The sequence below is a fragment of the Microbacterium sp. LWH13-1.2 genome (assembly GCF_038397735.1).
In the GTDB taxonomy this organism is placed as follows: Bacteria; Actinomycetota; Actinomycetes; order Actinomycetales; family Microbacteriaceae; genus Microbacterium.
This window is the reverse complement of sequence record NZ_CP151635.1, coordinates 110,023-135,077: the sequence shown is the minus strand read 5'-3', so window position 1 is coordinate 135,077 and position 25,055 is coordinate 110,023. Positions and strand designations below refer to the sequence as shown.

The window sequence follows — 25,055 nt, the reverse complement described above, 5'->3', positions numbered from 1 at the left end:
CGTTCGCGCTCAACCCCTACATTGGCACCGAACGATGATTCCCCAGTAATCCGTCGTCCGGCGCACTCGACCTAAGGTCGGGGTCCGACGAACACGACGTTTGGCGCAGCGGCCAATATATCGACGATAACACGCACGTCCCCGTCAGGAGAAGAGGGAACTGCAAACTGGAATACTGCGTCTGCACTGCCGCCCGCCGGGATCGATGCCGGCCACAGCGTGGTGCCTTCGCCCGTCACCCCCGAAGCGGGGAGCCGATCGTCGCCGCCGTAGGTCATGGTGACATTCGCACCCGCGGTGTCGACGGGCTCATCCGATCCGTTGGTGAGGCGCACGGTCACCTGGATCGCCGGGCCGCTCGGCTCGCCGGGGATGTCATTGCCCGCCGTGGTCGACTCGATCGCGGTGACTTCGGCGACCACGCCCTCGACAGCGGGTGCGGGTTCGTCGATCGGCACCTCGTCTCCACTGTCCGGCTTGGCCACGCCGTCCGTCGCCCCGGGAGACGGGGTCTCGAACTCGGTCGGCTGCGGAGTAGGAGTGGGCCCGGGACTCGTCGATGCACCCGGGTCAGCCGGCGAAGCGCTGTTGTTCGCCAGCACACCCCAGACGACTCCGCCGACGAGGAGCACGGCGATCACTCCGACGAGAGTCCAACCCCGCCAGCCCATCCGCCGCTGCGGCTCGTCGAGAGAGTCCGTCATGGTTGCCTCCTCCGCCCGACGATGCGCGCTGCATCCAGGACCCTAATATTCCGCCATTCTAGGTCAGACGCGCCTGCCGAGAGCGGCGGCCTTCGACCAAGTCGTACTGCGGCCCGACCGGGTCGTCCGCATGCCTGGATCTGTGGGTCAGCACAGACGCCACCGTGAAGAAGAGGATGAAGGCCGTGGCGCTGTCGACGAGTCCGCTCTCCGTCACCGAGCGGATGATCACCAGAGTCAGCAACGGGGCGACGAGCCAGCGCCGCCGCGACGAGATGAGAGCGCTCGCCACGCACCACACGATCAGCGCCGCGATCAAGGCCGTGCCGATGAGACCGGTCTGCGCGAGCAGCGATGCCCAGCTGCTGTCGAGCACCTGCTCGTCCCGCCACTTGATGTCGACGGGGATCTTCTTGGCCGACAGGCCGATCCCGATCCACTTCTGCCACTCGCCCCAGTCCCACCCCAGGACGACGCGCCAGACGTCGAAGCGCGAGTCCAGGGCTGTCGATGTGTCGTTCGAGCCCGCTCTGGTGGCAAGACTGCTGAACACGTCAGTGAAGGACGCGATGGCGTACCCCAGCGGCAGAACGCCGATGAGCATGTACAGCACGCTGCGATCCCGGATGCCGTTGACGAGCACCGCGACCACGATCCCCACCACGATCGCGAGCAGCCCTGTCCTCGATCCGCTGGCGACCGCGATGCCGACCAGGATGACCGCCGCGGTCAGACGCCACACCCGCACTCCGTTGCGCAGCATCAGCACGACGAGGCCGATGATGGGCGCCGCCACCAGGCCCGCCAGCTCGTTCGGATGGATCTCGGGGATGCCCCCGCCGAGGCGCCCTGTCGATGCGAGCGTCGGCACGCCGGTGACCCCTGCGACCACGGCGACGCTCGCCATCGCCGCAAGCAGGCAGGCGATGCTCGTCACCCAGGGAACGCACGTGAGCAGAAGCAGGATCGTCGTCATCACGACGAACATCCGCCCCACGAGCACGATCGTCGAGGAGTCGTTGCCGGCCAGCACCGAGCCGAGCACGCTCACCAGGAGCACGACGGCGATGACCCCGGCGGGAGCTATCCCGACCGCGACCCTCTCGCGTGTCCTGACGGCGAGCGCGAGCGTCGCACCGAGTGCGATGACCGCGATCAGTGCCTTCGCGATCACCACCGCATCCACCCCGCCGCTGTAGATCGTGGCGCTGCGCCACGGGATCACGCTCACGATCAACAGCACGTAAAGCCCGCCCACCGCCGTCACCCTGGCGGTGCTGGGGTGGTGCGCCGACTGCTGCCGGGGCTGACGCGCGGGGTCAGTCGGTGCGGACATGCGAGACTCCCGTGCCCGCGAGCGCGGGGTCACGGTCGGAGACCCGCCAGGACTCCGCGATGGAGCCGAGGGACTTCGTCCCGGTGTGGAGCATCACGACGCCGACCGGCCTCAGGCCCATGACCCGCAGACGCGTCGTGACGGCGACGAGGTCGGTCGCGGACGTGGCATTGTGCCGGACGTTGATGATGACGCCGGCGCCCGGCCCCACGAGCTGCTCGATCAGAGCGGATGCTCCGGGCTCGACGATGACGACGACCACGTCGAAGTCCTCGTGCATCGCCGTGATCACATCGGGGAGCTCGGTCACGAGAGTCTCGAGGGCGATGGGATCGTCCGCGACGAAGATCGCGTTCCCTTCCTCGCCGTCGGCGATCGGCTCGCCGTCGAGCACCTCGTTGAGCGTGTGGCCGCGCCCGGTCACGTGCGTCTCTCGGGTGTCGACGACGCAGGCCGTCGCACCGATCAGTCGCTGGGCCTCGAGCATCCCGGCGATCGCATCGTCGTCGATCGCGCCGTCGGAGGCGGGGACCACGATGTGCGTGCGCATTCCGCCGCCGGCGAGCGCCACGAGGTTTCCGGCCGCCTCCTCGTATGCCACGATCGCACCGGTGTTCGACTCGGGGTGCAGGCGACTGCGCCGCGGGATCTGGCCGATCACGGGGAGTCCGGAGGCCCGTCGCACGTCGGAGATGGTGCGCAGGCGACGGTTGGTCGTCGTGCGGTACACCGCGACGATCGCACCCAGAGCGAGACCTGCGATGCCACCGAGGCCGGTGATCGCGGTCACCTGGGGCGAGATCGGCGCGAGCGGGGCGACCGCGGGCAGCACCTGGTCGAGCGCCACCGTGTAGCGCGCGTCGTCCTCATCGTTCTCGGTCTCGCCGATCAGTTCCGAGAGGTGCGTCGCCGCCGAGTTCGCGATGTCCGTGGCGAGCTGGGCCGTCGGCGCATCCGCCCGCACGATGAGCAGCACGGTGTCTGCCGTGTTCTCGGCGGACAGCATGCGGCGGATGTCGCGGTCGGGGTACTCGTCTTCATCGAGGTCGAGGTCGGCGCGGACCGCGTCGATGACCTCGGGGCTGTCGACCAGCGGCGGGTACGACTTGATGCGCGCGAGGCTGAACTGATTGCGCTCGAAGAGCGAGGCCTCGGTCGAGTCGACGCGCAGCAGCAGCGTCGAGGTCGCCGCGTAGGTCTCCGGAAGCGCCTTGGTGACGAGCCACCCCATGCCGGCTCCGAGCACCGCGAGCACGACGATGACGACCCATCCCTCGCGCAGGATACGTCCGTAAGGGACATCTTCCATCGCCAACCCCCTCAGTCGAAGACAGGGCCTAAACCTATCATTGGCTGCTTCGTGAGAAATTACCGCGCGGGGCGCTCGGACTGACCGCCTGCGACGACCAGCCATCGCAGGCCCAGACCGCCCAGCATCGATGCCACGGCGAGCGCGAACGGCAGAGTCGACGGTTCCGCGCCGAGAGCGATCATGACGATCACGGCGATGATCGCGAGCAGGGTGTCCGAGAGGCGGATGAGGAACACCGCGATCTGGCGCCCCGCCACCGCTCCCAGCGCTCCGTACGGCGTCACGATCGCGACGGACATGCCGTAGGCGAGCCAGGCGATCACCGCGAGCGGATCGACCTCGACGTCGAACAGGAGCGGGCTCACCCACGGGATGAGCACGACCGCGATCGCACTCATCACGACGGTGCCGGCGAGCAGGAAGACCACGACGCGGTCCGCTTCGCGCACCGATCCGCTCTTCCCCGCCTTGTGCTGGTCGGCGAACCGCACGAAGAGGAACGATGAGAGCCCGCCGATCACGAGGATCAGAGGCGACGTGTAGGTGCGAGCGGCCTCGAGCAGTCCGACGGCGGTGAGGCCGGCGCCAGCGAGCACGAGCAGCCGCAGCACGGTGAACAGGCTCGGTCGCAGCACCTGCTGCAATCCCCGCCACATGCCGTACCGCCAGACCGCGGCGATGTCGGCGCCGCGGAGTCCGACCAGATGCCGGTCCGCCCGAGGCACGAGGACCCAGCCGATGAAGGTCGCGACGACCTGTCCTGCCGCGATCCCGCCGAGGAACGCGGCGAGCGACAGGGTTCCCGTGACGTGCACGGTGAGGATGATCGCGAGCGCGACGAGGAATCCGGCGACATCGGTGATCGCGGTGCGGACGAACGACATGTGCGCGATCAGCAGCCGTCGGACGATCTCCTCGACCGCGAAGGCGGCGAGCGCGAGGGCGAACAGGGTCGACTCCCACGCGTCGGAGAATCCGGTGAGCCAGGCGATCAGGAACGAGCCGATCGCGAGCAGCACGGATGTCATGAGCAGCATGGCCTCGAGGCCCGCCCTGATCGTGCGCTTCGAGCGGTCGAGCACGACGAGGGAGTCGCCGATGAGTCCGGTGACGACAGCTGTGGCGACGATCACGACGCCGTACAGGATCGCGAAACGACCGTACTCCTCGATGCCGAGCAGTCGCGCGACGAGGATCTGCAGGAGCAGACCGATCCCTGCCTGCGCCGCCTGCGCGATCACGGCCCCCAGAGCCTTGCGTTTCATGTCGCCCTCCCCGCCTGACATCCTCGCACGCGACTCGTCGCGTCGGAGTCCCGAGCGGTCGACGCGATGGCTAGAGCTCGCCCGGCTTCATCGCCTCGGCGTCGATCGCCCTGATCACCCGCAGAGTCGCGGTGTCCGGCTTCGGCTCGGCATCCGCCGCATCGGTCTTCGAGCGCCTCTTCGGTGCGTAGACGACGAGCGAGTGGAAGAGGAAGCGCGCGAAGAAGGCCACGATGAGCGACAGCCCTGTGGCGAGCACGCTCGAGATGTGCCAGGTCTCGACCATCAGCGCCATGACGGGGATGCGCAGAGCCGCCTCGAGGTTGTTGAACGTGAACGAAGCGGCGAAACGACCGCCGAGACCGCGGGCGTCGGTGCGCATGTCGGCGAAGACGAACCGCTCCTGCAGGATGAAGTTGCCGATGATGGTGATCTCGGCGCCGATGATGGCAGCCCAGATATAGGGGACGCCGGCGGCGGTGAGCAGCCACATGATGCCGAGGTTCGCCACGGCTCCGATCACGCCGATCAGCGCGAAGAGCGACATCTTGCCGAAGCGCAGGCGGGTCAGGTGCGCGAGGAAGGTGGCGCCCTGCCTCAGGCTGGCCTTCGAGGTGCCGTGCCGCCGCTCGGCGAACTCCATCGGGATCTCGGCGATGCGCAGATCCGTGCGGGCGAGGATCTCGAGGAGGATCTTGAAGCCCTGGGGCTTGAGGGTCGTGAGATCGAGGCTGGCTCGGTCGACGAGGAAGAAGCCGGTCATCGGGTCGGTGCTGCGTGCGAGCCGGATCGGGAACATCGCACGCGTGAGCCAGGTCGCCGTCCGCGACACACCGAAGCGCACGGCCGTTCCGAGGCCGCTGGTGTCGCCGCCGCCGATGTACCGCGAGGCGGCCACCACATCGGCATCGCCCTCCTCATACCTTCCCAGCAGGGCGGGGAGCAGCTCGGGCGGATGCTGCAGATCGCCGTCCATCACGATGCAGAGATCGGATGCCGCGGCCTCGAGCCCCACCACGACCGCTCCCCCGAGTCCCCCGGTGTTGTCGTCTCGATGGATGACGCGGACGGGAAGGGGAGCATCCGCCGCCACGCGCTCGACCTCGGACGCGGTGTCGTCGGTGCTGTCGTCGACGAACAGGATCTCGGCGTCGTATGCGGCGAGCGCGACGGCGGTCCTCGCCACGAGCTCCGCGACGTTGTCGCGCTCGTTGAAGGTCGGCACGATGACGGTGACCGCTGTCCCCACGGGCCCTCCCCCTTCATGTGCGCCGGCGATTGCTGCGGCATCCATAGTTCCATGTGTTCCTATGGGCGAGAAACCCGGCACCTGCTAAGCTGTGCGGATGCGGCTGTGGGAGTCGCTGGGCGGATGGGGATCCGCCTTCTGGGGAATTACTGATCTGGGGAGATCATGGGGACGCGCATCGGCTATGCCGTGGGTGCTTTCGACCTGTTTCACGTCGGGCATCTCAACCTTCTTCGTCACGCCAAGCAGCACTGCGACATCCTCGTCGCCGGTGTCGTCAGCGATGAGATGCTGCGGCAGGTGAAGGGCATCGAGCCCGTCATCCCGACCGCAGAGCGGGCGGAGATAGTCCGTCACATCTCGTTCGTCGACGACGTGTACGTCGAGACAACTCCGTCGAAGATGGATTCGTGGCGTGACGTGCAGTTCACCCACTTCTTCAAGGGCGACGACTGGCGCGGCACCGACAAGGGCCTGCGGCTCGAACGCGAGTTCGCCGAGGTCGGCGTCGAGGTCGTCTACTTCCCGTACACGGCGCACACGTCGAGCTCGTCGCTGCGGCGAGCGCTCGACGCGATCACCGCTGGCGCCACAGCCACCGGCATTCCGGCGCTCGCGACGCGCTGACTCCGCGCGCCCGCGCCCTCAACGTCGCGGGCGCGGGCGCGACGGTTCGTGCACTCTCTCGGATGTCGTGGTCAGTTGGCCACGCCGAGCAGGCTGCGAGCCATGCGCGCGACGTGCGGCGGAGTGTGCGCACCGAGCCAGACCGTCCACTGCAGCGGCGGTTCGGAGCAGGTCCATTCGACGCACCACGAGTGCACCGCGGTGGCGAGCCGCTCCCCCTTGGCGTGCTGGCGGATGCCGTCGCCTCGCAGCAGCCAGCGCACCGAGACGCCCTCGGGCACATCGATGTGGCGGAACTGGATGCGTGCGGCCGCTTCGAGCATGATGACCCCCTCCGTATCCCAGGGCAGACGAGCGGCGATGGCCGCGATCGCCCCGGCATCGGTCGAGTCCCCGGCGATCAGCACGACTCCCTCGATGTGCTCCCAGTCCGGATCCTCGTGGTGCTCACACGCAGTGTTCATGGGATCGAGTATAGGTAAGGCTAGCCTTACCTAGCAACGGTCAGTGTAGACCGTGTGCGACTCGGCGCCCGTCCAGCTATGCGGCTCTACCCTGGATACATGACTTCTCCTGCAGAATCCGCGATCACGCTCTTCGGCGCCGATTGGTGCCGCGACTGCATCCGCACCAAGAAGCAGCTCGACGGCCTCGGTGTCGAGTACACCTACGTCGACCTCGTCGCAGACCCGTCGGCCGCCGACGTCGCGAAGGAGATCTCGGGCCGCACGAACATCCCGGTCGTGGTCTACCCCGACTCCTCGCACCACGTCGAGCCGTCGAATGCCGACGTCGAGTCGAAGCTGCGCGAGCTCTCCCTCATCTGATCCCGCTCGTCTGACCCCCCATCTGCACCACTGGGGGCACTTCGCGCACCGATACACTGGCGCGATGAGCACCGCGGCTCGGCCTGAACGAGCATCCGCCCGCCTGTCCGCCCGCACGGTCGCGCTGTACGCGATCGGCTCGCTGGGCACGGGCGGTTACGCGACCCTCCCGGGGCTCGTGCTGACGTACTTCCTCACCGACAACCTCGGTGTCGCGGCCCTCGCCGCCGGCCTCATCGTGACCGCGGCGAAGATCTGGGACGTCATCATCGATCCGCTGATCGGTGCGGCATCCGACCGCCAGTACGCGAAGACGGGCTCCCGTCGTAGCTTCATGGTCCTGGGCGCCCTCACGCTCCCACTGTTCTTCGCACTCACGTTCGCGGTGCCCCCGTCGTGGGGACCGACAGCGGGCGCGATCTGCGTGCTCCTCGCTTTCCTCGCCACGGCCACGTCGTTCAGTCTGTTCCAGGTGCCGTACGTCGCACTGCCCGCCGAGCTCACCTCGGGCTACGACGAGCGCACCCGCCTGCTCGGGTGGCGCGTGGTCGTGCTCACCGCGGCGATCCTGCTCTTCGGCGCCGGCGGGCCCGAGCTGCGCAGCGCCGGGTCGGACCCGGTCGCGGGGTACCTGCTGATGGGCGTCGTCGCGGGCATCACGATCGGCGTCGGCATGCTCATCGCCTCGCGCACCGCGGATGCCGCCGCGCACCGCCCGGACGACGGCGAGCGCCCCGAGCTCGCGGCGCCGGCCGGAATCCGCGAGCAGTACGCGGCAGGCGTGCGCACTCTGCGCCGCAGCCAGCCCTTCCGCGCGCTGCTCGGGACGTTTCTGCTGCAGGCCCTGGCGACGGGGACCATGCTCGCCGCCGCCCAGTATGTCGCCACCTGGGTGCTGCGCAGCGAAGATGCTGTCACGCTGGTGTTCCTGGCGCTCGTCGGCCCCGCTCTGATCGCCACCCCCGTCTGGACGGTCGTCGCGCGGAGGATCGGCAAGGAACGGGCGTTCGCCATCGCGAGCATCCTGTTCACGGCCGCCGCTGCGTCCCTCGTCCTTGCCGCCTGGATGCCCGGCACCTGGATGTACGGCGCGATCGGATTCGCCGGCATCGCATACGCCGGGCTGCAGTCTCTTCCGATGGCGATGCTCCCCGATGTCATCTCGCATGACGAGCGCATCAGCGGCAGGGGCCAGGCGGGCACGTTCACGGGGGTGTGGACGGCGGGCGAGACGGTCGGGTTCGCCCTGGGCGCCACAGCTGTCTCGCTCACCCTCGCGGCCACCGGATACGTCTCGACCGTCGCCGGCGTGACGGCACAGCAGCCGGACGCGGCGATCACGGGGATCGTGCTGAGCTTCAGCATCCTCCCCGCACTCCTGATGGTGGCGAGCATGCTCACCCTTCGTCGCTATCGGCTGCGTCGCGCCGACATCGACGCCTGAGCGAGCGCCCGGCCTAAGCTGGGATCCCGTCCGAAGGAGACGCCGATGACTTCTGCGACCACGCCCGCCGCCAAGACGACGACCACGACGACCACCACCGACCTGCCGGAGGGCGAACGCGAACGCCTCGATGCCGCGATCGCGGAGCTCCACGTCGGCAGTCGCACCTGGTCTGCGCTGACCCTCGCACAGCGCGTCACCCTGCTGCACGGCGTCCGCACGAGTGTCGCTGCGACCGCGGAGGACTGGGCGAACACGGCCGCAGCATCCAAGGGCCTCGACGGCCGGCATCCCCTGCGCGGGGAGGAATGGCTCAGCGGGCCGTACAGCGTGCTCGGGGCTCTCGACGCGTACATCGAGACCCTCACTCGCCTCGCGAACGGCACCAATCCACTCGACGGCGTCAGGATCGACCGAGCACCCGGCGGACGCTCTCGCGTGCACGCCTTCCCGCTGACGGGCATCGACCGGTTCCTGCTCTCGGGCTACACGGGCGAGGTGTGGCTGGAACCGGGGATGACCCCGAACGGTGCGCGGGCCGCGGCCGGCCTCGCTCAGCGCACGCCGTCGGAGACCGGGGGCGTGGGGCTCGTGCTCGGCGCCGGCAACATCACCTCGATCCCCGTGCTCGACGTGCTCTACGAGCTGCTCGCGCACAACCGCACCGCACTGCTCAAGGTCAACCCGACCCAGGACGCACTCGTGCCCGTGTACAAGCGCGCATTCGCCCCGCTCATCGCCCTCGGCCTGCTGCGCATCGTGCGCGGAGGGCCTGCGGTGGGCGTCTACCTGACGGGACACCCCGATCTCGCGCACGTGCACATCACCGGGTCCGCCGCGACGTTCGACGCGATCGTCTGGGGCTCGGGATCAGCCGCCACGCGTCGGCGTCGCGAGAACCGACCGCAGCTGAAGAAGCCCATCACCGCTGAGCTCGGTGGAGTCTCGCCGATCATCATCGTGCCGGGCGACTGGACGGCCGCCGACCTCACGTATCAGGCCGAGCACGTCGCGACCATGCGTCTGCAGAACAGCGGCCACAACTGCATCGCCGGCCAGGTCGTCATCATGTCGTCGGACTGGGCGCAGGCCGATGACTTCCGCGCAGCGCTCCGCCGCGCGTACGCCAACGCTCCCGAGCGCCCGATCTGGTACCCGGGCTCGCCCTCGCGGATGGACCTCGCGACAGAGGCCTACCCCGATGCCCTCGTGCTCGGCGACCGCCTGCTGGTCGAGATCGAGCAGGGCGACGACGCCGCAGCACTGCAGAGCACCGAATACTTCGCCCCCGTCCTGGGCGTCGTCTCTGTCGCCGGCACCGGGCAGGAGTTCCTCGACTCCGCGGTGGCCTACGCGAACGAGCAGCTGCAGGGCACGCTGGGAGCCAATCTGCTGATCGACCCGTCGACCGAGAAGACGCTCGGCGCCGGGTTCGACCGGGCGATCGCGGCGCTGCGCTACGGCTCGATCGCGATCAACGGATGGACCGCCTTCGGCTTCATCACCCCGACCCTCACCTGGGGAGCGTTCCCCGGCAGCACGATCGACGACGTCGGCAGCGGCATCGGGGTCGTCCACAACGCACTGCTGCTCGACGGCGTCGAGCGGTCGGTGATCCGCGGCCCCTTCCGGCCGTTCCCGCGTTCGCTGCCGATCGTCAACGGCGGCGGGCGCCTCACGATCCTCCCGAAGCCGCCGTGGTTCGTGTCGGCACGCACGGGCGCCGCGGTGAGCGAAGGCCTCACACGGTTCCGCGCGTACGGCGGGATCGTCGGACTCCTGAAGACGCTGACCCAGGCGTTGCGCGCCTGACGCACCTCGGCCCCTGAGCGGTCCGTCCGCCGCGAGGTCTCAGCCTGCGAAGCGGTCGGTCGCCGCGCGCAGCGCCCGCTGGGTACCGGGTTCCGTCGCCGAGTGACCGGCGTCGTCGACCACGACGAACTCCGCCTCGGGCCACGCCACGTGCAGATCCCACGCGGTCATCATCGGCGTGCACACGTCATGACGACCCTGCACGATGACGGTCGGGATGTGGCGGATGGTGTCGACCCCGGCGATCAGCTGTCCCTCCGACCACCAGCCGCGGTTCACGAAGAAGTGGTTCTCGATGCGGGCGAACGCGGTCGCAGCGCGCGGATCGGACATCGCCTCGATCTGAGCCGCGTCCGGTCGCAGGGTGACCGTCGACGCCTCCCACCGCGACCAGGCGACCGCCGCCGGCTCGTGGACGGCCGGGTCGGGGTCGAACAGCCGCCGATGATAGGCCTCGATCATGTGCGACCGCTCGAGCACCGGGATGGGAGCGAGGAACTCCTCCCACAGATCCGGGAAGAGCGCCGCCGCGCCGCCCTCGTAGAACCACTCCAGCTCCTCGCGGCGCAACGTGAAGATGCCCCGGAGGATGAGTTCGCTCACGGCATCCGGATGCGCCTGCGCATAGGCGAGAGCCAGCGCACTCCCCCACGATCCGCCGAACACCTGCCACTGCTCGACGCCGAGGTTGCGGCGAAGCAACTCGATGTCGGCGATCAGGTGCGCGGTCGTGACGAAGCGGAGATCCGCGTCGGGCGCGCTCGCGTGCGGAGTGCTGCGACCGCATCCGCGCTGGTCGAGCAGCACGATCCGATACGCGTCGGGATCGAAGAACCGGCGCTGCCAGGCGGAGGTGCCACTGCCCGGCCCTCCGTGCAGGAACACCACGGGCTTGCCCTCGGGGTTGCCGCTGACCTCCCAGTACATGCGGTGACCGTCGCCGACGAGCAGCTCACCGGTCTCGTACGGTTCGATCGGTGGATACAGCGCGTCCAGGTCCATCGTCTTCTCCCCGGTTCTCAGAAGTCCGTCGTGATCACGTCGACGTGATCAGAGCTGGTCCCCCGCCAGCGTCAAAGGCTGCTCGCACACGTCGAGCCCACTCTCATAGCCGTTCGCGAACCAGTACTTGCGCTGCTCGCTCGTGCCGTGCGTGAAGCTCTCGGGGTTCACCGAACCCGACGACTGCTGCTGGATGTTGTCGTCGCCGACGGTGTTCGCGGCGTTCAACGCATCGGTGATCTCGGCCTCGGTCGGCGCCAACAGGTACGGAACCCCGTCCGGGTCCTTCTCCTGCGTCATCTGACCGATCCACGCGCCCGCGTAGCAGTCGGCCTGCAGCTCGATGCGCACACCGTTGCTGTCGGGACCCGTGCCGTTGTTCGGATACCGGTCCATGACGCCGGTGATGTACTGGATGTGGTGGCCCCACTCGTGCCCCACGATGTAGAGCTGGGCGAGGTTGCCGGCGGATGCTCCGAACTGCTGCTGCATGAGGTCGAAGAACGTGGGGTCGATGTAGACCGTCTCGTCCGGCGGGCAGTAGAAGGGACCGACCGCATTGGAGGCCGTACCGCACGCGGTCGAGGTCGCACCGTCGACGATGATGAGCTGCGGCGCCCGGTACGGGTCGACGTAGTCCTCCCAGTAGCCGTCGAGCGCCAGCTGCGAGCTCGCCACCCGGCAGTCGACGTTCTCGTTGGCGTCCTCACCGGTGAGGCAGTTCTCGATCACGCTGCCCTCCTGCGGCTCGGATCCTCCGCCGGTGGCTCCCCCGCCCCCGAGGAGGCCCGACAGGTCGATCCCCAGCAGCGGCCCCGCGATGAGGGCGATGATGCCGAGCAGGCCGATACCGCCGGCTCCGGCGACGACGGCGCCGCGACCGCGCCGTCGGGCGGTGTTGCCGGAGACATCGGCATCTGGGTTGAAGGTCATGCCACGAGGGTACTCTGCGCCGAGGGCTCCCCGCGGTCGTAGGCTCGTGTCATGACGACCACGATCACGCTGACCGGTGCGGGCGGACAGATCGGATACGCGCTGCTCTTCCGCATCGCAGCCGGAGACCTGCTCGGGCCTGACGAGAAGGTGCGCCTGCGACTGCTCGAGATCCCCCAGGGCCTCGGTGCCGCCGAGGGTGCGGCCCTCGAACTGCAGGACGGCGCCTTCGGACTGCTCGAGCACGTCGAGGTCACCGACGACCCGGCTGTCGGCTTCGACGGGGCCGACCTCGCGCTGCTCGTCGGAGCGCGTCCGCGCGGGCCCGGCATGGAGCGGGGCGACCTGCTGGCCGCCAACGCCGGGATCTTCGGGCCCCAGGGAGCGGCGATCGCCGCGCACGCGTCACCCGACGTGCGCGTGACCGTGGTCGGCAACCCGGCCAACACGAACGCCCTCATCGCCGCGGCATCCGCGGACGGAGTTCCCGCCGAGCGGTTCACGGGGCTCACGCGCCTCGACGAGAACCGCGCCAGGGCTCTGCTCGCGCAGACGCTGGCCGCCCCCGTCGACACAGTCCGTCGGGTGCCGATCTGGGGCAATCACTCCGCGACGCAGTTCCCCGACGTCTCGCACGCGACGGTCGGCGGCGCTCCGGTGGCCGAAGCCCTCGAGGCCATCGTCGGCGACGTGCCCGCGTGGCTCGACGAGACGTTCATCCCACGGGTCGCGAAGCGCGGGGCGGAGATCATCCAGGTGCGCGGGTCGTCGTCGGTGGCCTCTGCCGCGAACGCGACCATCGAGCACGTGCGCGACTGGGTGCACGGCACCGAAGACTGGACGTCCGCCGGCGTCGTCTCCCACGGTGAGTACGGGGTTCCGGCAGGTCTGATCTCATCGTTCCCGGTCCGTTCGATCGACGGCGAGTGGCAGATCGTCGAGGGTCTCGAGATCAGCGACTGGGCGCGCGCCCGCATCGATTCCTCCGTCGCCGAGCTGGTCGAGGAGCGCGAAGCGGTGCGAGCCCTCGGGATGCTCTGAAAGGTCACCGCGCAGCCTCGGATCAGGGCAGAATGGATGCCGGAGGTGCGCGATGAGCGAGACGATCGATCCCATGAAGGCGACGGCATCCGTCGACGAGGCCCTGACGAGTCCGCTGCACCTGCCGCATGCGGCAGCGGAGTGTCCGAAGTGCTTCACAGAGCTGCAGCAGAACCGCGATTTCTGGCTCGCCCGCCCGGACGGATCCCGTCTGGTCGGACTCGTCGTCGCACGCGAGGGCATGCCGTCTGTGGTCGAGCAGCGTGACGACCTCACCCGGTTCGGCGTGCCGATCGAGGGGTTCCGTCACCCCTCCCCCGACATCCTCGAGAGCTGGAGCGACCGGCTCTCCCGCCTCATCGGCACCCTGAAGACGGGCGACGTGCTCGTCGTCGCGAACATCCACGCTCTGGGGCGCGACGCCGACGAGGGCGCCCGCACGGCCAAGGAGCTGCGCCGCCACGGCATCATCGTCAAGGTGCTGAGTCACAACGCACGCCACCTGGCCGACGCCGCGCGCTGACGCCCCCCGCTCAGAGCGCCGGATCACAGAGATCCGGGCCTCAGAAGTCTCCGGACCGGAGACGCGCGAGCGTCGCCGCGCCGATCTCGGCGCGCGCCGCAGGATGATGCGCGTAGAACGACACGAGCTCGGCGAGGATCGCCGGATCGCTCGCGAGATCGCGAGTCGCCCACGACGATGGACGCGTCGCGGACGAGCGGACCACCACGCGGTCGCCCTCCAGCGATGCCGCCGAGATCTCGTCCCAGGTCGCGCTCACGTCGTTGCGCGGGATTCGCAGCTCGAGGCCGTCGGGCTTCAGCGTCAGTCGATGACGGGAAGGCGGACGGAACCACGAGCGAGCGCCCGCGATGAGCAGTATCGCCCCGATCACGGGCACGCCCAGCAGGGTGAGCATCGTCATCCGCTCCGCGGGAACCGTGAAGACGCTCCATGCCCACCCGGCGAGGAGGAGGATTCCCGTCAGGACGAGAGTGCGCAAGGGCCAGATGATCTGCTCAGCGCCACCGAACACGACGCTCGTCCCGTCGACGACCAGGCGAACGACCCTCGCACGCGCGACCCTGACGTGGGCCGCCAGCAGCCAGACGGCGACACCGACGGCCACCACGACTCCCGCGCCGAGAACCTTCATGGCCGGGGCAGGGTCGGCCACCAGCGTCGCGGCGTAGAAGAGGATCGCGGCGGCGAGCACGGCGCCGAGTGCGATGAGCCCGGTCATCGACCGTCGCTGCCCCTGCCATCCGGCGAGACCCGGGACCCAGACCGTCTGAGGCCCGGTCTTCTGCTCGTCCGTCACTGGTAGCTCGGCGGCACCCACAGCAGCTGCGCGGCGACCAGGCCGCGATCACGGCTGACGATCTGCGCGCGACCGGGGATGGCCGGGATCGCCTTGACCTTGCCGATGAGCTGGCCTTCCTCCGGGTTGCCCGAGAGCAGGATGCCGGTGGCGCCCAGGTCGGTCATGCGCTGGATGATCGGATCGTAGGCCGCCCGGCTCGCGCCACCGGTGCGACGCGTGAGGATCACGTGCAGACCGAGGTCGGCCGCCTGCGCGAGCAGCGGGGCGAGCACGGCCACCGGGTTTCCCTGCGAGGTGGACACGAGGTCGTAGTCGTCGATGAGCACGAAGCCTTCGGCGCCCTTCCACCACGATCGTGTGCGCAACTGGTCGGGGGTGACATCGGCGCCGGGGATGCGGCTCTGGAAGAACTGCGCGAGCTCGCTCATGCCCCCCTCCGTCATCTCGTGCGACGTGAGGTAGGCGCCGAGGTACTCCTGCGGGATCTCTCCGAGCAGCGCGCGGCGGTAGTCGACCACGAAGATCTTCGCCTCGGACGGGCCGTACAGACGGGTGATCTCGTGCACGACTCCGCGGAGCATCGACGACTTGCCCGAGTCGGCGTCGCCGTAGAGGTAGAGCAGCGGCTCTTCGAGGGGGTCGATCGAGAACGGCGCGAGGTTCGCCTCGTCGATGCCGAGGAGGATCTCGCGGGGCTCCGAACCGTCTGCCGATGCGGCCGCGGCGACGCCGCGCAGGTCGGCATGACCGATGCGCGAAGGCAGCAGACGCAGCTTGGGTCCGGCGGGGCCGTGCCACGCCGACGCGACTCGCGCGACGAGATCGTCGATGCCGCCCGCGAGCGAGGAGGCCTCGTCGACGCCGTCGATGCGCGGCAGCGCCGTGAGCATCTGCAGGCCGTTCTCGTTCAGACCGCGACCGGGGATCGCCGTGACGTTCTCCGCCGCCTTGCGGTTGACCTCGGAGTCCGTCGGGTCGCCGAGCCGCAGCTCGATTCGCGTGCCGATGAGGTCCTTGATGTTGGCGCGGATCTCCATCCAGCGCGCCGCCGTGATCACGACGTGCACGCCGTAGGTCAGACCGCGAGCGGCGATCGCCTGGATCTGCGGTTCGAGCATCTCGAACTCGGCTCGCAGCGTTCCCCAGCCGTCGACCATGAGGAAGATGTCGCCGTAGCCGTCGTCCGCCTGCCCCTGGGCACGACGCTGACGGTAGGTGTCGATCGAGTCGATGCCGTTCTGGCGGAAGTAGACCTCACGGGCGTTGAGCAGGCTCGTGACCTCGGCGACCGTACGTCGCACGATGTCGGGCTCCGAACGCGTCGCGACGCCGCTGACGTGCGTGAACCTCTGTAGACCCGTGAAGCTGCCGCCGCCGAAGTCGATGACGAAGAACTGCACCTCCTGCGGAGTGTGGGTGAGCGCCAGAGCGACCAGAGCCGTACGCGCGAGCGTGCTCTTGCCGCTGAGCGGTGCCCCGACGATCGCCATGTGACCCGCGGCACCGCCGAGCGAGATCGCGAGGTTCTCACGGCGCTGCTCGAGCGGCACGTCGACGATTCCGAGCGGAACGGTGAGCGCACCCGCGCCGCGCCACCGCGGCGAGATCAGACCGAGGGCCGGGTCTTCGACGAGGTCTCCGAACAGCTGGTCGAGCGTGGCCGGGGTCTCCAGTGGCGGCAGCCAGACCTGGTGAGCCGACGGGCCGCGACCACTCATCATCTCGACGGCGATCTCGAACGTGTTGCGCTTCTCTTCGGGTTCGGAGTCGACGACGACCTCTGGTTCGTCGACGGGGGCCTCCGCACGCCAGACCGGAGCCGCGGTGAACAGTTCGACCGCAGTCGAGCCTGTGCTCTGGGATGTGCCGGTCGACGCGCGGCGCCTGCGCCGGGGCGGCGGCCCCGACACGTAGGAGGCACGGAACTGCGTCATGGTCTCGGTGTCGGACTTCAGGATTCCGGCACCAGGCTGCGTGGGCAGGTGGTACGCGTCGGGAACGCCGAGCACCGTGCGGGACTCCGCAGCCGAGAACGTGCGCAGGCCGATGCGGTACGACAGGTGCGTGTCGAGGCCGCGGAGCTTGCCCTCCTCCAGGCGCTGCGACGACAGCAGCAGGTGCACCTGGAGCGAACGTCCGAGTCGGCCGATGTTGACGAACGTGTCGACGAACTCGGGCTTGGCCGACAGCAGCTCGGAGAACTCGTCGGCGACGATGAGCAGAGCGGGAAGAGGAGCGAGGTCGGTGCGTCCGCCGCGACGCGCCTTCTCGTAGTCGGCGACGTTCGCGAACGGACCGGTCGCGCGAAGGAGCTCCTGCCGACGGACCATCTCACCCTGCAGGGCGTCCTGCATGCGATCGACGAGAGAGATCTCCTCGCCGAGGTTCGTGATGATCGCCGAGACATGGGGCATGTCCGCCATGCCGGCGAACGTCGCGCCACCCTTGAAGTCGACGAGCACGAAGTTGAGCTGCTCGGGCGAGTGGGTCATGGCGAGGGCGAGCACGAGCGTGCGCAGCACCTCGGACTTACCCGAACCGGTCGCACCGATGATGAGACCGTGGGGACCCATGCCCTGCTGTGCGGATTCCTTGATGTCGAGGATCAGCGGGCTGCCGTCCTCCGTCTGACCGATCGGCACACGCAGCCGGTCGCGTTCGAGCCGAGGAGCCCAGGCCGCGTCGAGGTCGAGGTCGCGCACGTCGGGAAGCCCGAGCAGCTCGACGAGCTCGGCCTGATCGGTCGCGCTCTTCTTCTTCGTGATGGTCGTGCCACCGGAGTAGAGGGCGATCAGCCGCCTGGCGGTCGCCTCGGCCTCGACGATGCTGATCGCGTCGGCCTCGAAGGGGCGCGCGGGAGCCTGCAGGCTCACGAGCTCGGCGCGGCTGCCCTTGTCTCCGGGCTCGAAGGCGATGCGCAGTGCGTTCGGGTCGTCGAGGTCGCTCCACCGGGAGGGGAGGTCGATCACGGTCACGCCCTGCACACCGTCACCGCTGACCAGCATGTCGTTGAACGAGGTGCTGACGCCGTCGGTGAGGATCACGATGTGGGGCACCTTGGCGCCGGATCCGTCGCGCGAGAAGCGCGAGCGCTCACGCACCTCGGCCGGGAGCATGTCCTCGAGCTCCGACAGCTGGGAGCCGATCATGCGCGCAGCACCGAGACCGTCTCTCACGGTGCGCGAGTGCGTGTGCGGCATCCACTTCGCCCATTCCCACTGAGGCAGGACGGCGGAGTCGGCGGCGATCACGATCTGCACGATGTCCGGGTCGTGCATCGTGGCGAGGTGCAGCAGCATGGCTCGCGCGAGGCCGCGGGATTCGCTCTCGTCGCCCGTGATCTCGATGCGCGCGTAGTCGCGCAGGGTGACGCCGAGCGACAGGTTCTTCTGGAGCTCGTGGGTCAGCATGAATCGATGCGCGGCGGAGGCCGCGACCGGGTCGAGCTGGGCGAGCGGGGGGAGCTCGGGGGCTTCGAGCGTGATGCACAGCGGCTGGTCGCTCGTGCCTACCCGCACCGCGAGGAAGTCGGGGTCGTTCATCCCGCGCTCCCACACTCGGGTGCGCTCCTCGGCGATGTACGGCAGAGCCGAGGGCGCGGGGAGGTGCCAGTTCGCTGCTCGTCGCTGCTGCCGTGCGGCGACGCGCACGGTCTGACGCAGCTCGGTGAGGTAGGCGAGGTACTCGCGACGCGAGCCGAGCGTGGCCGCCTGCCGCTGCGACCGCTGACGCCAGCCGTTGACGGCGACGAACCCGAGCGACGACAGCAGGAACATGCCACCGGTGAGCAGGCCCGTCACCGACTGGTTCGACATGGTGACCATGACGATCGCGCCCACGCTGCCGAGCATCGGCAGGAGGGATCCGAGGATGCCCATGCCGCCGTCATTCGGCTGCAGCTCGGGCGGCGCCTGGACGGGGAGCTTTCCGGAGGGGACGCGGGGCGGCGCGAGGCGGGGTCCTGTCATGCTCTCTCTCCGGCGCTGCTGTCGGTGGCCAGCAGGAGGCTGATGGTGAAGCTGCGGTTTCCGATCCGGACGCGGTCGGCGTCGTCGAGGAGCACGCGCTCGCCCGCGACGAGCTCGGTCATCTGTCCGTCGTCGGAGCGGATGTCGGAGCCGTTGGTGGATCCGAAGTCGGTCACCCAGGTGCGACCTCGAGAATGCTCGATGCGGAGGTGCGTCTTGGACACCGATGAGTCCGGATCGGTCACGGTGACGAGCCGGTCGTCATGGACGCTGGCCACGGGGGCACGACCGAGGTTCACCGAGACCGGAAGCCCGAGCTGCACCCTCTGACCGGTGTCGAAGATAAGCAGCAGGGCGCCGGATTCGGATGCAGGGCCTGCAGCGTCGCCGCCGGACTGCTGCGCCGGGGCAGGGGCGACCGTGAAGAGCGGCCGGTCCTCGCCCTGGGGCACAGGAGCGGGCGTCTCGGTGCGGTGCGAGGCCGCGCGGGCATCGGTGGGCTCGGAGTCCTCGTCGACCGCCGAGGGGTGCGCGCCCAGCGGAACGACCTGAGGAGGCGCGAGTGGAGCTGCCGCCTGCGGCACAGGCACCGCCACGTCGACGTCTGCGGCCGTGCGGGGAACCGACACCACGACAGTGCCTGCCATGCGGTCGGCCCAGGACTGGCGGCGCCCTCCGCGGTCCCAGGCGGTGGACGCGACGACGACCCAACTGCCCACAGCGACCAGGAACCCCGCACCTGTGACGACGCCGCGCACGAACTGCCGCCCGATGCCAGGAGAGTACGGGCGGTCGGCTCGTGCCGCGCGCAGCCGGAGAACGGCGTTGCCGAGGGTGAGCCCCGTGCGGGCCTCGAGCACCCAGAGGAAGATCGCGAGCTCGGCGACGGTCAGGCCGGCGAGGAGGATGCTGCGCGTGGTGACGAGCACGATGGCCGCGACGAGGACCACAGCGGCTACATCGAGCGTGAAGGCGGCGATCCGCTGACCTGTTCCCGCCGGCGAGCCGACGAATGCGGGCCCCAGACCGTCGGCGGGCTGCCTGGCGCGTGTGCGGGTCGAGACGATCGGCGTGGGCGCGGGAGGTGTCGGTGCGGAACGCAGCGGCGCCCCGTCGACTCCGGGAGGCGCCGCGATCAGTGCCGGTGGGAGTGCCGGGATCTCGCCGTGCTGACCCGGTCCCGGTTGCACCGGGGGGATCAGTCCACCTGCCGGCCAGGGCTGTGGTTCGCCGTTCCCGCTCATCCCGCCATCATTCCACGAACGAGCGACAGCGCATTCGCGTAGAGCAGGGCCGCCGGCAGCGCCAGCGCGACGGCGAGCCACTCGAACGCGTCGCCGAATCGCGACCAGATGAGCGAGCTCGCACCGCGCGAGATCGGGATGATGACCGCGACCGCGGTGAGACCGACGACGAACAGCGCTGCCGCGCCGACCACCTGGAAACCCGCGCCGAGAGCCACGGAGGCCTGGATGCCGGCGATCACGAAGACCACGGCGGCGGCCGCACGCGGAAGCCAGCGCAGGATGCGTGAAGTCGTGTGCCGCGGAGTCAGCAGCAGCGCGAGGCCGACGCAGACGAGAAGGGCGATTCCTCCCGACATCACGATCGGGTCGTCCGGCCACTCGCGCAGGAACGCGAGCGGGGTCATCAGAACGGCGACGAGGCTGAGCACGGCCGTCCCGGCGATGAGCCGCGCGGAGGAGTCGTCGACCACCGCTGTGATGCGCTCCGGGCGCAGCAGCCCGACCGATTCCGGAATCGCTCCGCGAACGGTCCATCGGCTGGTCATGAAGTGCTTGTAGTCGATGAAGTAGCCCTCTGGGAGGTTCACCAGACTGCTCGGCAGGGCTCGGAGCCCCAGCGGGACGAGTCCTAGCGAGATGGCCGCCGCCTCGGCCTGCCCCCAGCGGAGCAGCAGAGCGAGTCCCCAGATGGCGGCGAGGGCGACGAGCAGCACCGTCGCCGTGCCGGCGGCCGCGCGCATCGGACGGGCGCGGGCTGACACCGCGATCACAGCGGTGGTGACACCGGCGGCGAGGAATCCGGTGGCCGCGGAGAGATGAGCGCTCTCCTCCAACCCCGCAGGGATCAGCAGCGCCCCGGCAGCGAACGACAGCAGGATCGGAGCGAGGACCCCGAGGATTCCGCGCACCCCCGCCGCCGAATCCCGGCGTGCCCAGGCCACCGCTCCGCTGATCGCGCCGACCACGAGCAGCAGACCGATCAGCAGTCTGAGCAGAGGATCCCCTGCTCCCTGCGCGAAGACGGCGACCAGCAGCAGACCGCTGACGGCCAGCATCCACCATCGGGCGCCGTGATCGGCGCGCGTGGGGCCTGCGGTCGCACCTGCGCGCCGGGCCTGCGGGGCGAGCGCCGTGCGGTCGATGAGCGCGTACAGTCCTCCGTCGATGAGGTCTTCGCACTCGGTCTCGCCCGGGATCTCGAAGCCCCCCGGCCCGATCGTGACGAAGCGATCGGCCGTCGACAGCCCGCTGAGGACGAGAGCGTCGTCGAGGGTCTCGTCGAAAGGAAGCGAGAGGTCGAAGCGACGATCCTCACTCTGAAGAACGATCCGACGCCGCTCTACCGTCTCGACTGTCACACCTGAACCCTATCCGCCCTGCACGGCCGACGCCGTGGACTCTCGAGGAGCGCGATCATCGCCCCCTCCTTATACGCTGCCGACCCCCTCGTCTGCACCGTCCTCCGACCAGGGCGGAGGGCAGAGCAGACGACGCGGGCCCGACGCATCGCTGCGACGGGCCCGCGTCACGGGATCACGCCCCGAACCGCCCGGCAGCCGACTTGTCGGTCTGCACGTACTGACCCGAGATCTCCTCGGTCTTGCCCGCGATCTGCGTGAGAAGCTGCTGCATCTCACTCAGCGAACGGTTCCACTTCGCCTGCGCCTGGTCATACGCCTGCTGCGCGGAACCATCCCACGCCGCACGCAGCTTCCCGACCTCGGACTCGAGACGATCGAGCTCCGAACGAATAGCCTGCGACCCACTACGGATCTGCCCTGCCAGAGCATTGACCTGCTCCGGACGAACTGACATCGACTGCATCATGTCCTCCTTGAAATCTCTGTGGTCTACGCTCAGGAACCCATCATCGAGCCGAGGCCCGAGATGGTCTGCTGGTGAGCTTCTTCAGTCGCAGCCTGGTCACGCTCAGTGCCCGCAAGAGCATCCTCGAGCGTCACGAGGACCTCGTTCAGCTGACGAGCCTGCTCGTCCCACCGCGACATCAGCGTCGAGAACGACGCGGCAGCCGCACCCGTCCAGAAACCACGCAGCTGCTCGATCTCACCACGGACCTTCTTGGTCTGCTGATCGATCCCGGACTTCGTCTCCCGCACCGCCTGGGCTCCGCGGCGCAGAGCCCCCTCTTCAGCGGAGATGACATCAGCCATAACTCACTCCCTCCGGTCCACAAAGGACACACGTGCGGGGAGCGCATCCCAGTATTGGGACGACTTCGAAACAACCCCCCACGATTCGTTTCACGACACAGGCTAGATCAGATCGCCCCCAATCACCACACACCCCACAGAGATCATGCAAACGATGGACAAAACCCGCAGGGCGATGCGCCGCTCCCACCGCCGGGCGGACTACGGGCAGACGATCAGCGCACTGAGCGTGCCGGTGCCGGACTCCGCATCATCCTGAGAGAGCGTCCCGCCTGTCTGCCCCTCCCAGAACTTCACGTCGCCCTCGATGTCGCGCAGCCAGTAGGAGCCGTCGCTCTCGGCGGCCACATCCACACCGTCCGCGCGAAACTCGGTCGTCCCCGCCTCATCGGTCACGGTCATCTGCACCCGACCGGAGGAATCGAAGGAGATCGTGCCGGGATTCGGGTCGACACCGGTCGCGGAGACGCGTGCGCCGCACGAGACGTCGCCCGGCACGAACGCCGCCAGGTGCACCGTGTCTCCGGCTGTGAATCTCACGCTCACCCCGACGGGCGGCGCCGACCCGGACGATTCCGGTTCGGGCGTCGGCACGGTCACGGGATCGTCGCAGCTGATCGAGCCGGAGAGCACCGCCGAGTACTGCTCGGCGTCATCGCCCGAGGCATTCACATCGTCGCCGGGCGCCCATCCCTCGACGAGGGACACCTCGCCTTCGGACGCGCCGACGGTGAGCTCCGCGCCGGATGCGGAGAGATCGAGCCCGGTCGCTTCGAAGAGCACCAGCCCGTCGTCGCTTCCGACGCCGACCGAACCTCGACGAGGCCCGTCGAGTCCGATCGAGAACCGCCCCTGCGGATCGTTGGAGATCGCGAGACCGTGCACACTGCCGTCATCGCAGGTGATCTGGTCGGGGTCGAGAGTCACGGTGCGTTCAGCGCCGTCGACCTCGTAGGTCACCGTGAGCCCCGTCGAGGCGCCGGGAGCGCAACCCGCGAGCGCGAGCATCATCGTCGCCGCGGCGAGGAGGGCCGTCGTCGACCGCAGCCTCAACGGTGCCACGCGCCGGCTCGGCGGCGGTCGAAGGCATCGACCCGGTCGACCGTCTGCCCCGCGACGCGACTCGCCTCACGCGCGATGAGCCGCAGCCGTTCGATGGATTCGTTCCAGTCGTGCACCGCGACGGACATGGCCTCGCGGGCCTCACCGTCCCAGCGGGACTCGAGTTTCGCGGTCTCGTCACGGAGCGCATCGAGGATGCGGGCGATCTCGTCGATGCCTCCGTCGACGCTCGCCAGCGCGCCCTTGGCGGTCGATACCTTCAGACCGATCATCGCTGCGTCTCCTCGTTCGTCTCCATGATCTCCCGCAGCGCATCCGGCATGGCGGCGGGCGGCGAGGGCAGCACTCCATTCGCCAGCACTGCCGACAGCGGCGCACGTCCGTCGAGGATCCCGTCCAGCACCTCGCGCAGCTGCGGGTCATCGCTTCGTGCGCGCACCTCCCGCATCTGCCTCGCGAGCTGCACGAGCACCGGGGCGCTCGAAGCGACCGTCGAAAGTGCGAACGGAGCCCTTTCGGAGTTCACCCGACCGGCGAATGCCGCATCGGGGTCGAGCGGCTCGGAACCGCTGTTCGCGTCAGCATCCGGTCTCATGAGGTCTGCTCCATCATCGGCACGGGCATGGTCGCGGCGAAGTTCGACAGATCACCCGACAGATTGCCCAGGGCTTCGAGGATCGAGTACAGGCTCGAGAGATCCTGCAGGATGTCGTTCACGTCAGCGAGCTTCTTGAAGGCCCACAGCAGCGAGACGCCGGCCGTGCCGTAGCCGACGAGGCCGCCACCGCCCGTCCAGACCGTGCCGGTGCCGAAGGCTGCACCCGCAGCAGCGACGAGCACCGCGTCGTAGAGCCCGTAGATCGCTCCGGCGATCTGCTCGGCGGACTGGATCACACCGGTGCAGTAGTCGGAGAAGACCGTTCCTGCGTCCGCGAGGGCGCTCTGCGCATCCGAGAGCGCGTTCAGCAGGTCTTCGAGGTAGGCCTGTGCACTGTTGGCTGCATACCCCTGCCATTGGATGCCCGCGTTCGCGGCGGCACTGGACAGGTGACCGCGCATGTCCTCCACGAGAGACGCGAGGCCGTTGATCGTGTCGGCGAACTGCGCGATGTCGCCCCAGCGACCGCCGTAGGTCTCGAGCACGCGCTGCGGCAGAGTCTGAGCGCCGAGCCAGCCGAGCACGGTGTCGATCCACTCGCTCGGACTCAGCAGATCGCCGGGCACCAGGTTCGTGCTCAGCTGATTCAGCTCGTCACGGCTGCCGAGGTCGCAGAAGAAGGCGGCTCCCCCGGTCGGCGGACCCCACACCGGCAACGGATCGTCTGTGCGGTCGTAACTGGGCGCGATCACGGCCGGGCCCGAGGGCGACTGCGTGTTGTCGTTGTACTCGTCGGGGTCGGTCGCGTCGATGAGCGCGGCCTGCTCCATGTCGATGCCCTCGCCCTCGTCGGCGACGGCGATCAGTTCGGTGGCGGTGCCGTCGAGCACCTGCTCCAGGTGCTCGAACCACTCGATCAGCGAGGACCTGATCTCGATCGCGGCACCCGCGACCCGCGTGTAGGCGTCGAAGCTGCCGTCGTCGGTGATCGTGTGATCCTCCAACCAGGCGCGAGCACTCGCCGCCTGATCCGCATACTGGGTGAACACGCCGGCCTGCACACGAAGCCCCGCGGGATTCAGCCAGAAATCGGTGTCGCTCATGCCGCCCTCTCGTCATCTTCCCTGGCGTC

Annotated in this window: 24 protein-coding genes; 6 read left to right on the top strand and 18 right to left on the bottom strand. The window is 69.0% G+C overall.

Annotated features, from left to right (window positions below; translation table 11 throughout):
- Positions 1–71: 71 nt before the first annotated feature.
- From MRBLWH13_RS00550 to MRBLWH13_RS00530, 5 genes are all read right to left on the bottom strand, one after another.
- Entirely contained in the window at positions 72–704 is a 633-nt protein-coding gene (locus MRBLWH13_RS00550) for a hypothetical protein (protein WP_341956415.1), read from the bottom strand.
- A 58-nt stretch (positions 705–762) separates the two neighbouring features.
- Complete coding sequence (locus MRBLWH13_RS00545; RefSeq protein ID WP_341956414.1) at positions 763–2,040, bottom strand: O-antigen ligase family protein; 1,278 nt, start codon at positions 2,038–2,040, stop codon at positions 763–765.
- Complete coding sequence (locus tag MRBLWH13_RS00540; protein ID WP_341956413.1) at positions 2,024–3,349, bottom strand: hypothetical protein; 1,326 nt, start codon at positions 3,347–3,349, stop codon at positions 2,024–2,026. Before MRBLWH13_RS00540 ends, MRBLWH13_RS00545 begins: the two co-directional genes overlap by 17 nt.
- A 59-nt stretch (positions 3,350–3,408) precedes the next feature.
- Positions 3,409–4,617: a hypothetical protein gene (locus MRBLWH13_RS00535; RefSeq protein WP_341956412.1), complete on the bottom strand. Its 1,209-nt coding sequence runs from the start codon at positions 4,615–4,617 to the stop codon at positions 3,409–3,411.
- A gap of 70 nt (positions 4,618–4,687) precedes the next feature.
- Entirely contained in the window at positions 4,688–5,911 is a 1,224-nt protein-coding gene (locus MRBLWH13_RS00530; protein ID WP_341956411.1) for a glycosyltransferase, read from the bottom strand.
- A 120-nt stretch (positions 5,912–6,031) separates the two neighbouring features.
- On the opposite strand from MRBLWH13_RS00530, the gene MRBLWH13_RS00525 reads away from it, so the two are divergent.
- Positions 6,032–6,493, top strand: a complete 462-nt coding sequence (locus MRBLWH13_RS00525) for an adenylyltransferase/cytidyltransferase family protein (protein WP_341956410.1) — start codon at positions 6,032–6,034, stop codon at positions 6,491–6,493.
- Positions 6,494–6,564: 71 nt separating this feature from the next.
- On the opposite strand, the gene MRBLWH13_RS00520 is transcribed toward MRBLWH13_RS00525, so the two are convergent.
- On the bottom strand, positions 6,565–6,957 hold the full coding sequence (locus MRBLWH13_RS00520; protein WP_341956409.1) for an SIP domain-containing protein: 393 nt from the start codon (positions 6,955–6,957) through the stop codon (positions 6,565–6,567).
- 99 nt (positions 6,958–7,056) lie between these two features.
- On the opposite strand from MRBLWH13_RS00520, the gene MRBLWH13_RS00515 reads away from it, so the two are divergent.
- The 3 genes from MRBLWH13_RS00515 (at position 7,057) to MRBLWH13_RS00505 (ending at position 10,576) form a co-directional block, all read left to right on the top strand.
- A complete protein-coding gene (locus tag MRBLWH13_RS00515; RefSeq protein ID WP_056515020.1) occupies positions 7,057–7,320 on the top strand; it encodes a glutaredoxin domain-containing protein in 264 nt (87 codons plus the stop codon).
- Positions 7,321–7,384: 64 nt separating this feature from the next.
- Complete coding sequence (locus tag MRBLWH13_RS00510) at positions 7,385–8,764, top strand: MFS transporter (protein WP_341956408.1); 1,380 nt, start codon at positions 7,385–7,387, stop codon at positions 8,762–8,764.
- Between the two features lie 45 nt (positions 8,765–8,809).
- Complete coding sequence (locus tag MRBLWH13_RS00505) at positions 8,810–10,576, top strand: aldehyde dehydrogenase family protein (RefSeq protein WP_341956407.1); 1,767 nt, start codon at positions 8,810–8,812, stop codon at positions 10,574–10,576.
- 39 nt (positions 10,577–10,615) lie between these two features.
- On the opposite strand, the gene pip is transcribed toward MRBLWH13_RS00505, so the two are convergent.
- Both pip and MRBLWH13_RS00495 read right to left on the bottom strand, forming a co-directional pair.
- Positions 10,616–11,578, bottom strand: coding sequence for a prolyl aminopeptidase (gene pip, locus MRBLWH13_RS00500; RefSeq protein ID WP_341956406.1), 963 nt, complete (start codon positions 11,576–11,578; stop codon positions 10,616–10,618).
- Positions 11,579–11,626: 48 nt separating this feature from the next.
- Positions 11,627–12,511 carry a neutral zinc metallopeptidase gene (locus MRBLWH13_RS00495; protein ID WP_341956405.1) on the bottom strand — a complete coding sequence of 295 codons (885 nt, stop codon included), beginning with the start codon at positions 12,509–12,511 and terminating at the stop codon, positions 11,627–11,629.
- A 51-nt stretch (positions 12,512–12,562) separates the two neighbouring features.
- Between MRBLWH13_RS00495 and MRBLWH13_RS00490 the strand changes: the two genes are divergently transcribed.
- A complete protein-coding gene (locus tag MRBLWH13_RS00490; RefSeq protein WP_341956404.1) occupies positions 12,563–13,552 on the top strand; it encodes a malate dehydrogenase in 990 nt (329 codons plus the stop codon).
- Between the two features lie 52 nt (positions 13,553–13,604).
- Positions 13,605–14,075, top strand: coding sequence for a recombinase family protein (locus tag MRBLWH13_RS00485; RefSeq protein WP_341956403.1), 471 nt, complete (start codon positions 13,605–13,607; stop codon positions 14,073–14,075).
- A gap of 40 nt (positions 14,076–14,115) precedes the next feature.
- Here the strand turns inward: MRBLWH13_RS00485 and MRBLWH13_RS00480 are convergent, their stop codons facing one another.
- The 10 genes from MRBLWH13_RS00480 to MRBLWH13_RS00435 all read right to left on the bottom strand — a co-directional run bounded on the left by MRBLWH13_RS00480 (position 14,116) and on the right by MRBLWH13_RS00435 (position 25,026).
- Positions 14,116–14,874: a hypothetical protein gene (locus MRBLWH13_RS00480; protein ID WP_341956402.1), complete on the bottom strand. Its 759-nt coding sequence runs from the start codon at positions 14,872–14,874 to the stop codon at positions 14,116–14,118.
- On the bottom strand, positions 14,871–18,845 hold the full coding sequence (eccCa, locus tag MRBLWH13_RS00475; RefSeq protein WP_341956401.1) for a type VII secretion protein EccCa: 3,975 nt from the start codon (positions 18,843–18,845) through the stop codon (positions 14,871–14,873). Before eccCa ends, MRBLWH13_RS00480 begins: the two co-directional genes overlap by 4 nt.
- Positions 18,842–20,089, bottom strand: coding sequence for an FHA domain-containing protein (locus MRBLWH13_RS00470; RefSeq protein ID WP_341956400.1), 1,248 nt, complete (start codon positions 20,087–20,089; stop codon positions 18,842–18,844). The genes eccCa and MRBLWH13_RS00470 overlap by 4 nt, the downstream gene beginning before the upstream one ends.
- Positions 20,086–21,450 carry a hypothetical protein gene (locus tag MRBLWH13_RS00465; protein ID WP_341956399.1) on the bottom strand — a complete coding sequence of 455 codons (1,365 nt, stop codon included), beginning with the start codon at positions 21,448–21,450 and terminating at the stop codon, positions 20,086–20,088. Before MRBLWH13_RS00465 ends, MRBLWH13_RS00470 begins: the two co-directional genes overlap by 4 nt.
- Positions 21,451–21,625: 175 nt before the next feature.
- Positions 21,626–21,907, bottom strand: a complete 282-nt coding sequence (locus MRBLWH13_RS00460) for a WXG100 family type VII secretion target (RefSeq protein WP_056512674.1) — start codon at positions 21,905–21,907, stop codon at positions 21,626–21,628.
- Between the two features lie 41 nt (positions 21,908–21,948).
- Positions 21,949–22,263, bottom strand: coding sequence for a WXG100 family type VII secretion target (locus tag MRBLWH13_RS00455; protein WP_056510271.1), 315 nt, complete (start codon positions 22,261–22,263; stop codon positions 21,949–21,951).
- A gap of 201 nt (positions 22,264–22,464) precedes the next feature.
- A complete protein-coding gene (locus tag MRBLWH13_RS00450) occupies positions 22,465–23,325 on the bottom strand; it encodes a hypothetical protein (protein ID WP_341956398.1) in 861 nt (286 codons plus the stop codon).
- Complete coding sequence (locus MRBLWH13_RS00445) at positions 23,313–23,597, bottom strand: WXG100 family type VII secretion target (RefSeq protein WP_341956397.1); 285 nt, start codon at positions 23,595–23,597, stop codon at positions 23,313–23,315. The genes MRBLWH13_RS00450 and MRBLWH13_RS00445 overlap by 13 nt, the downstream gene beginning before the upstream one ends.
- Positions 23,594–23,920: a hypothetical protein gene (locus MRBLWH13_RS00440; RefSeq protein WP_341956396.1), complete on the bottom strand. Its 327-nt coding sequence runs from the start codon at positions 23,918–23,920 to the stop codon at positions 23,594–23,596. The genes MRBLWH13_RS00445 and MRBLWH13_RS00440 overlap by 4 nt, the downstream gene beginning before the upstream one ends.
- Positions 23,917–25,026: a hypothetical protein gene (locus tag MRBLWH13_RS00435; RefSeq protein WP_341956395.1), complete on the bottom strand. Its 1,110-nt coding sequence runs from the start codon at positions 25,024–25,026 to the stop codon at positions 23,917–23,919. Before MRBLWH13_RS00435 ends, MRBLWH13_RS00440 begins: the two co-directional genes overlap by 4 nt.
- Between the last annotated feature and the right edge of the window lie 29 nt (positions 25,027–25,055).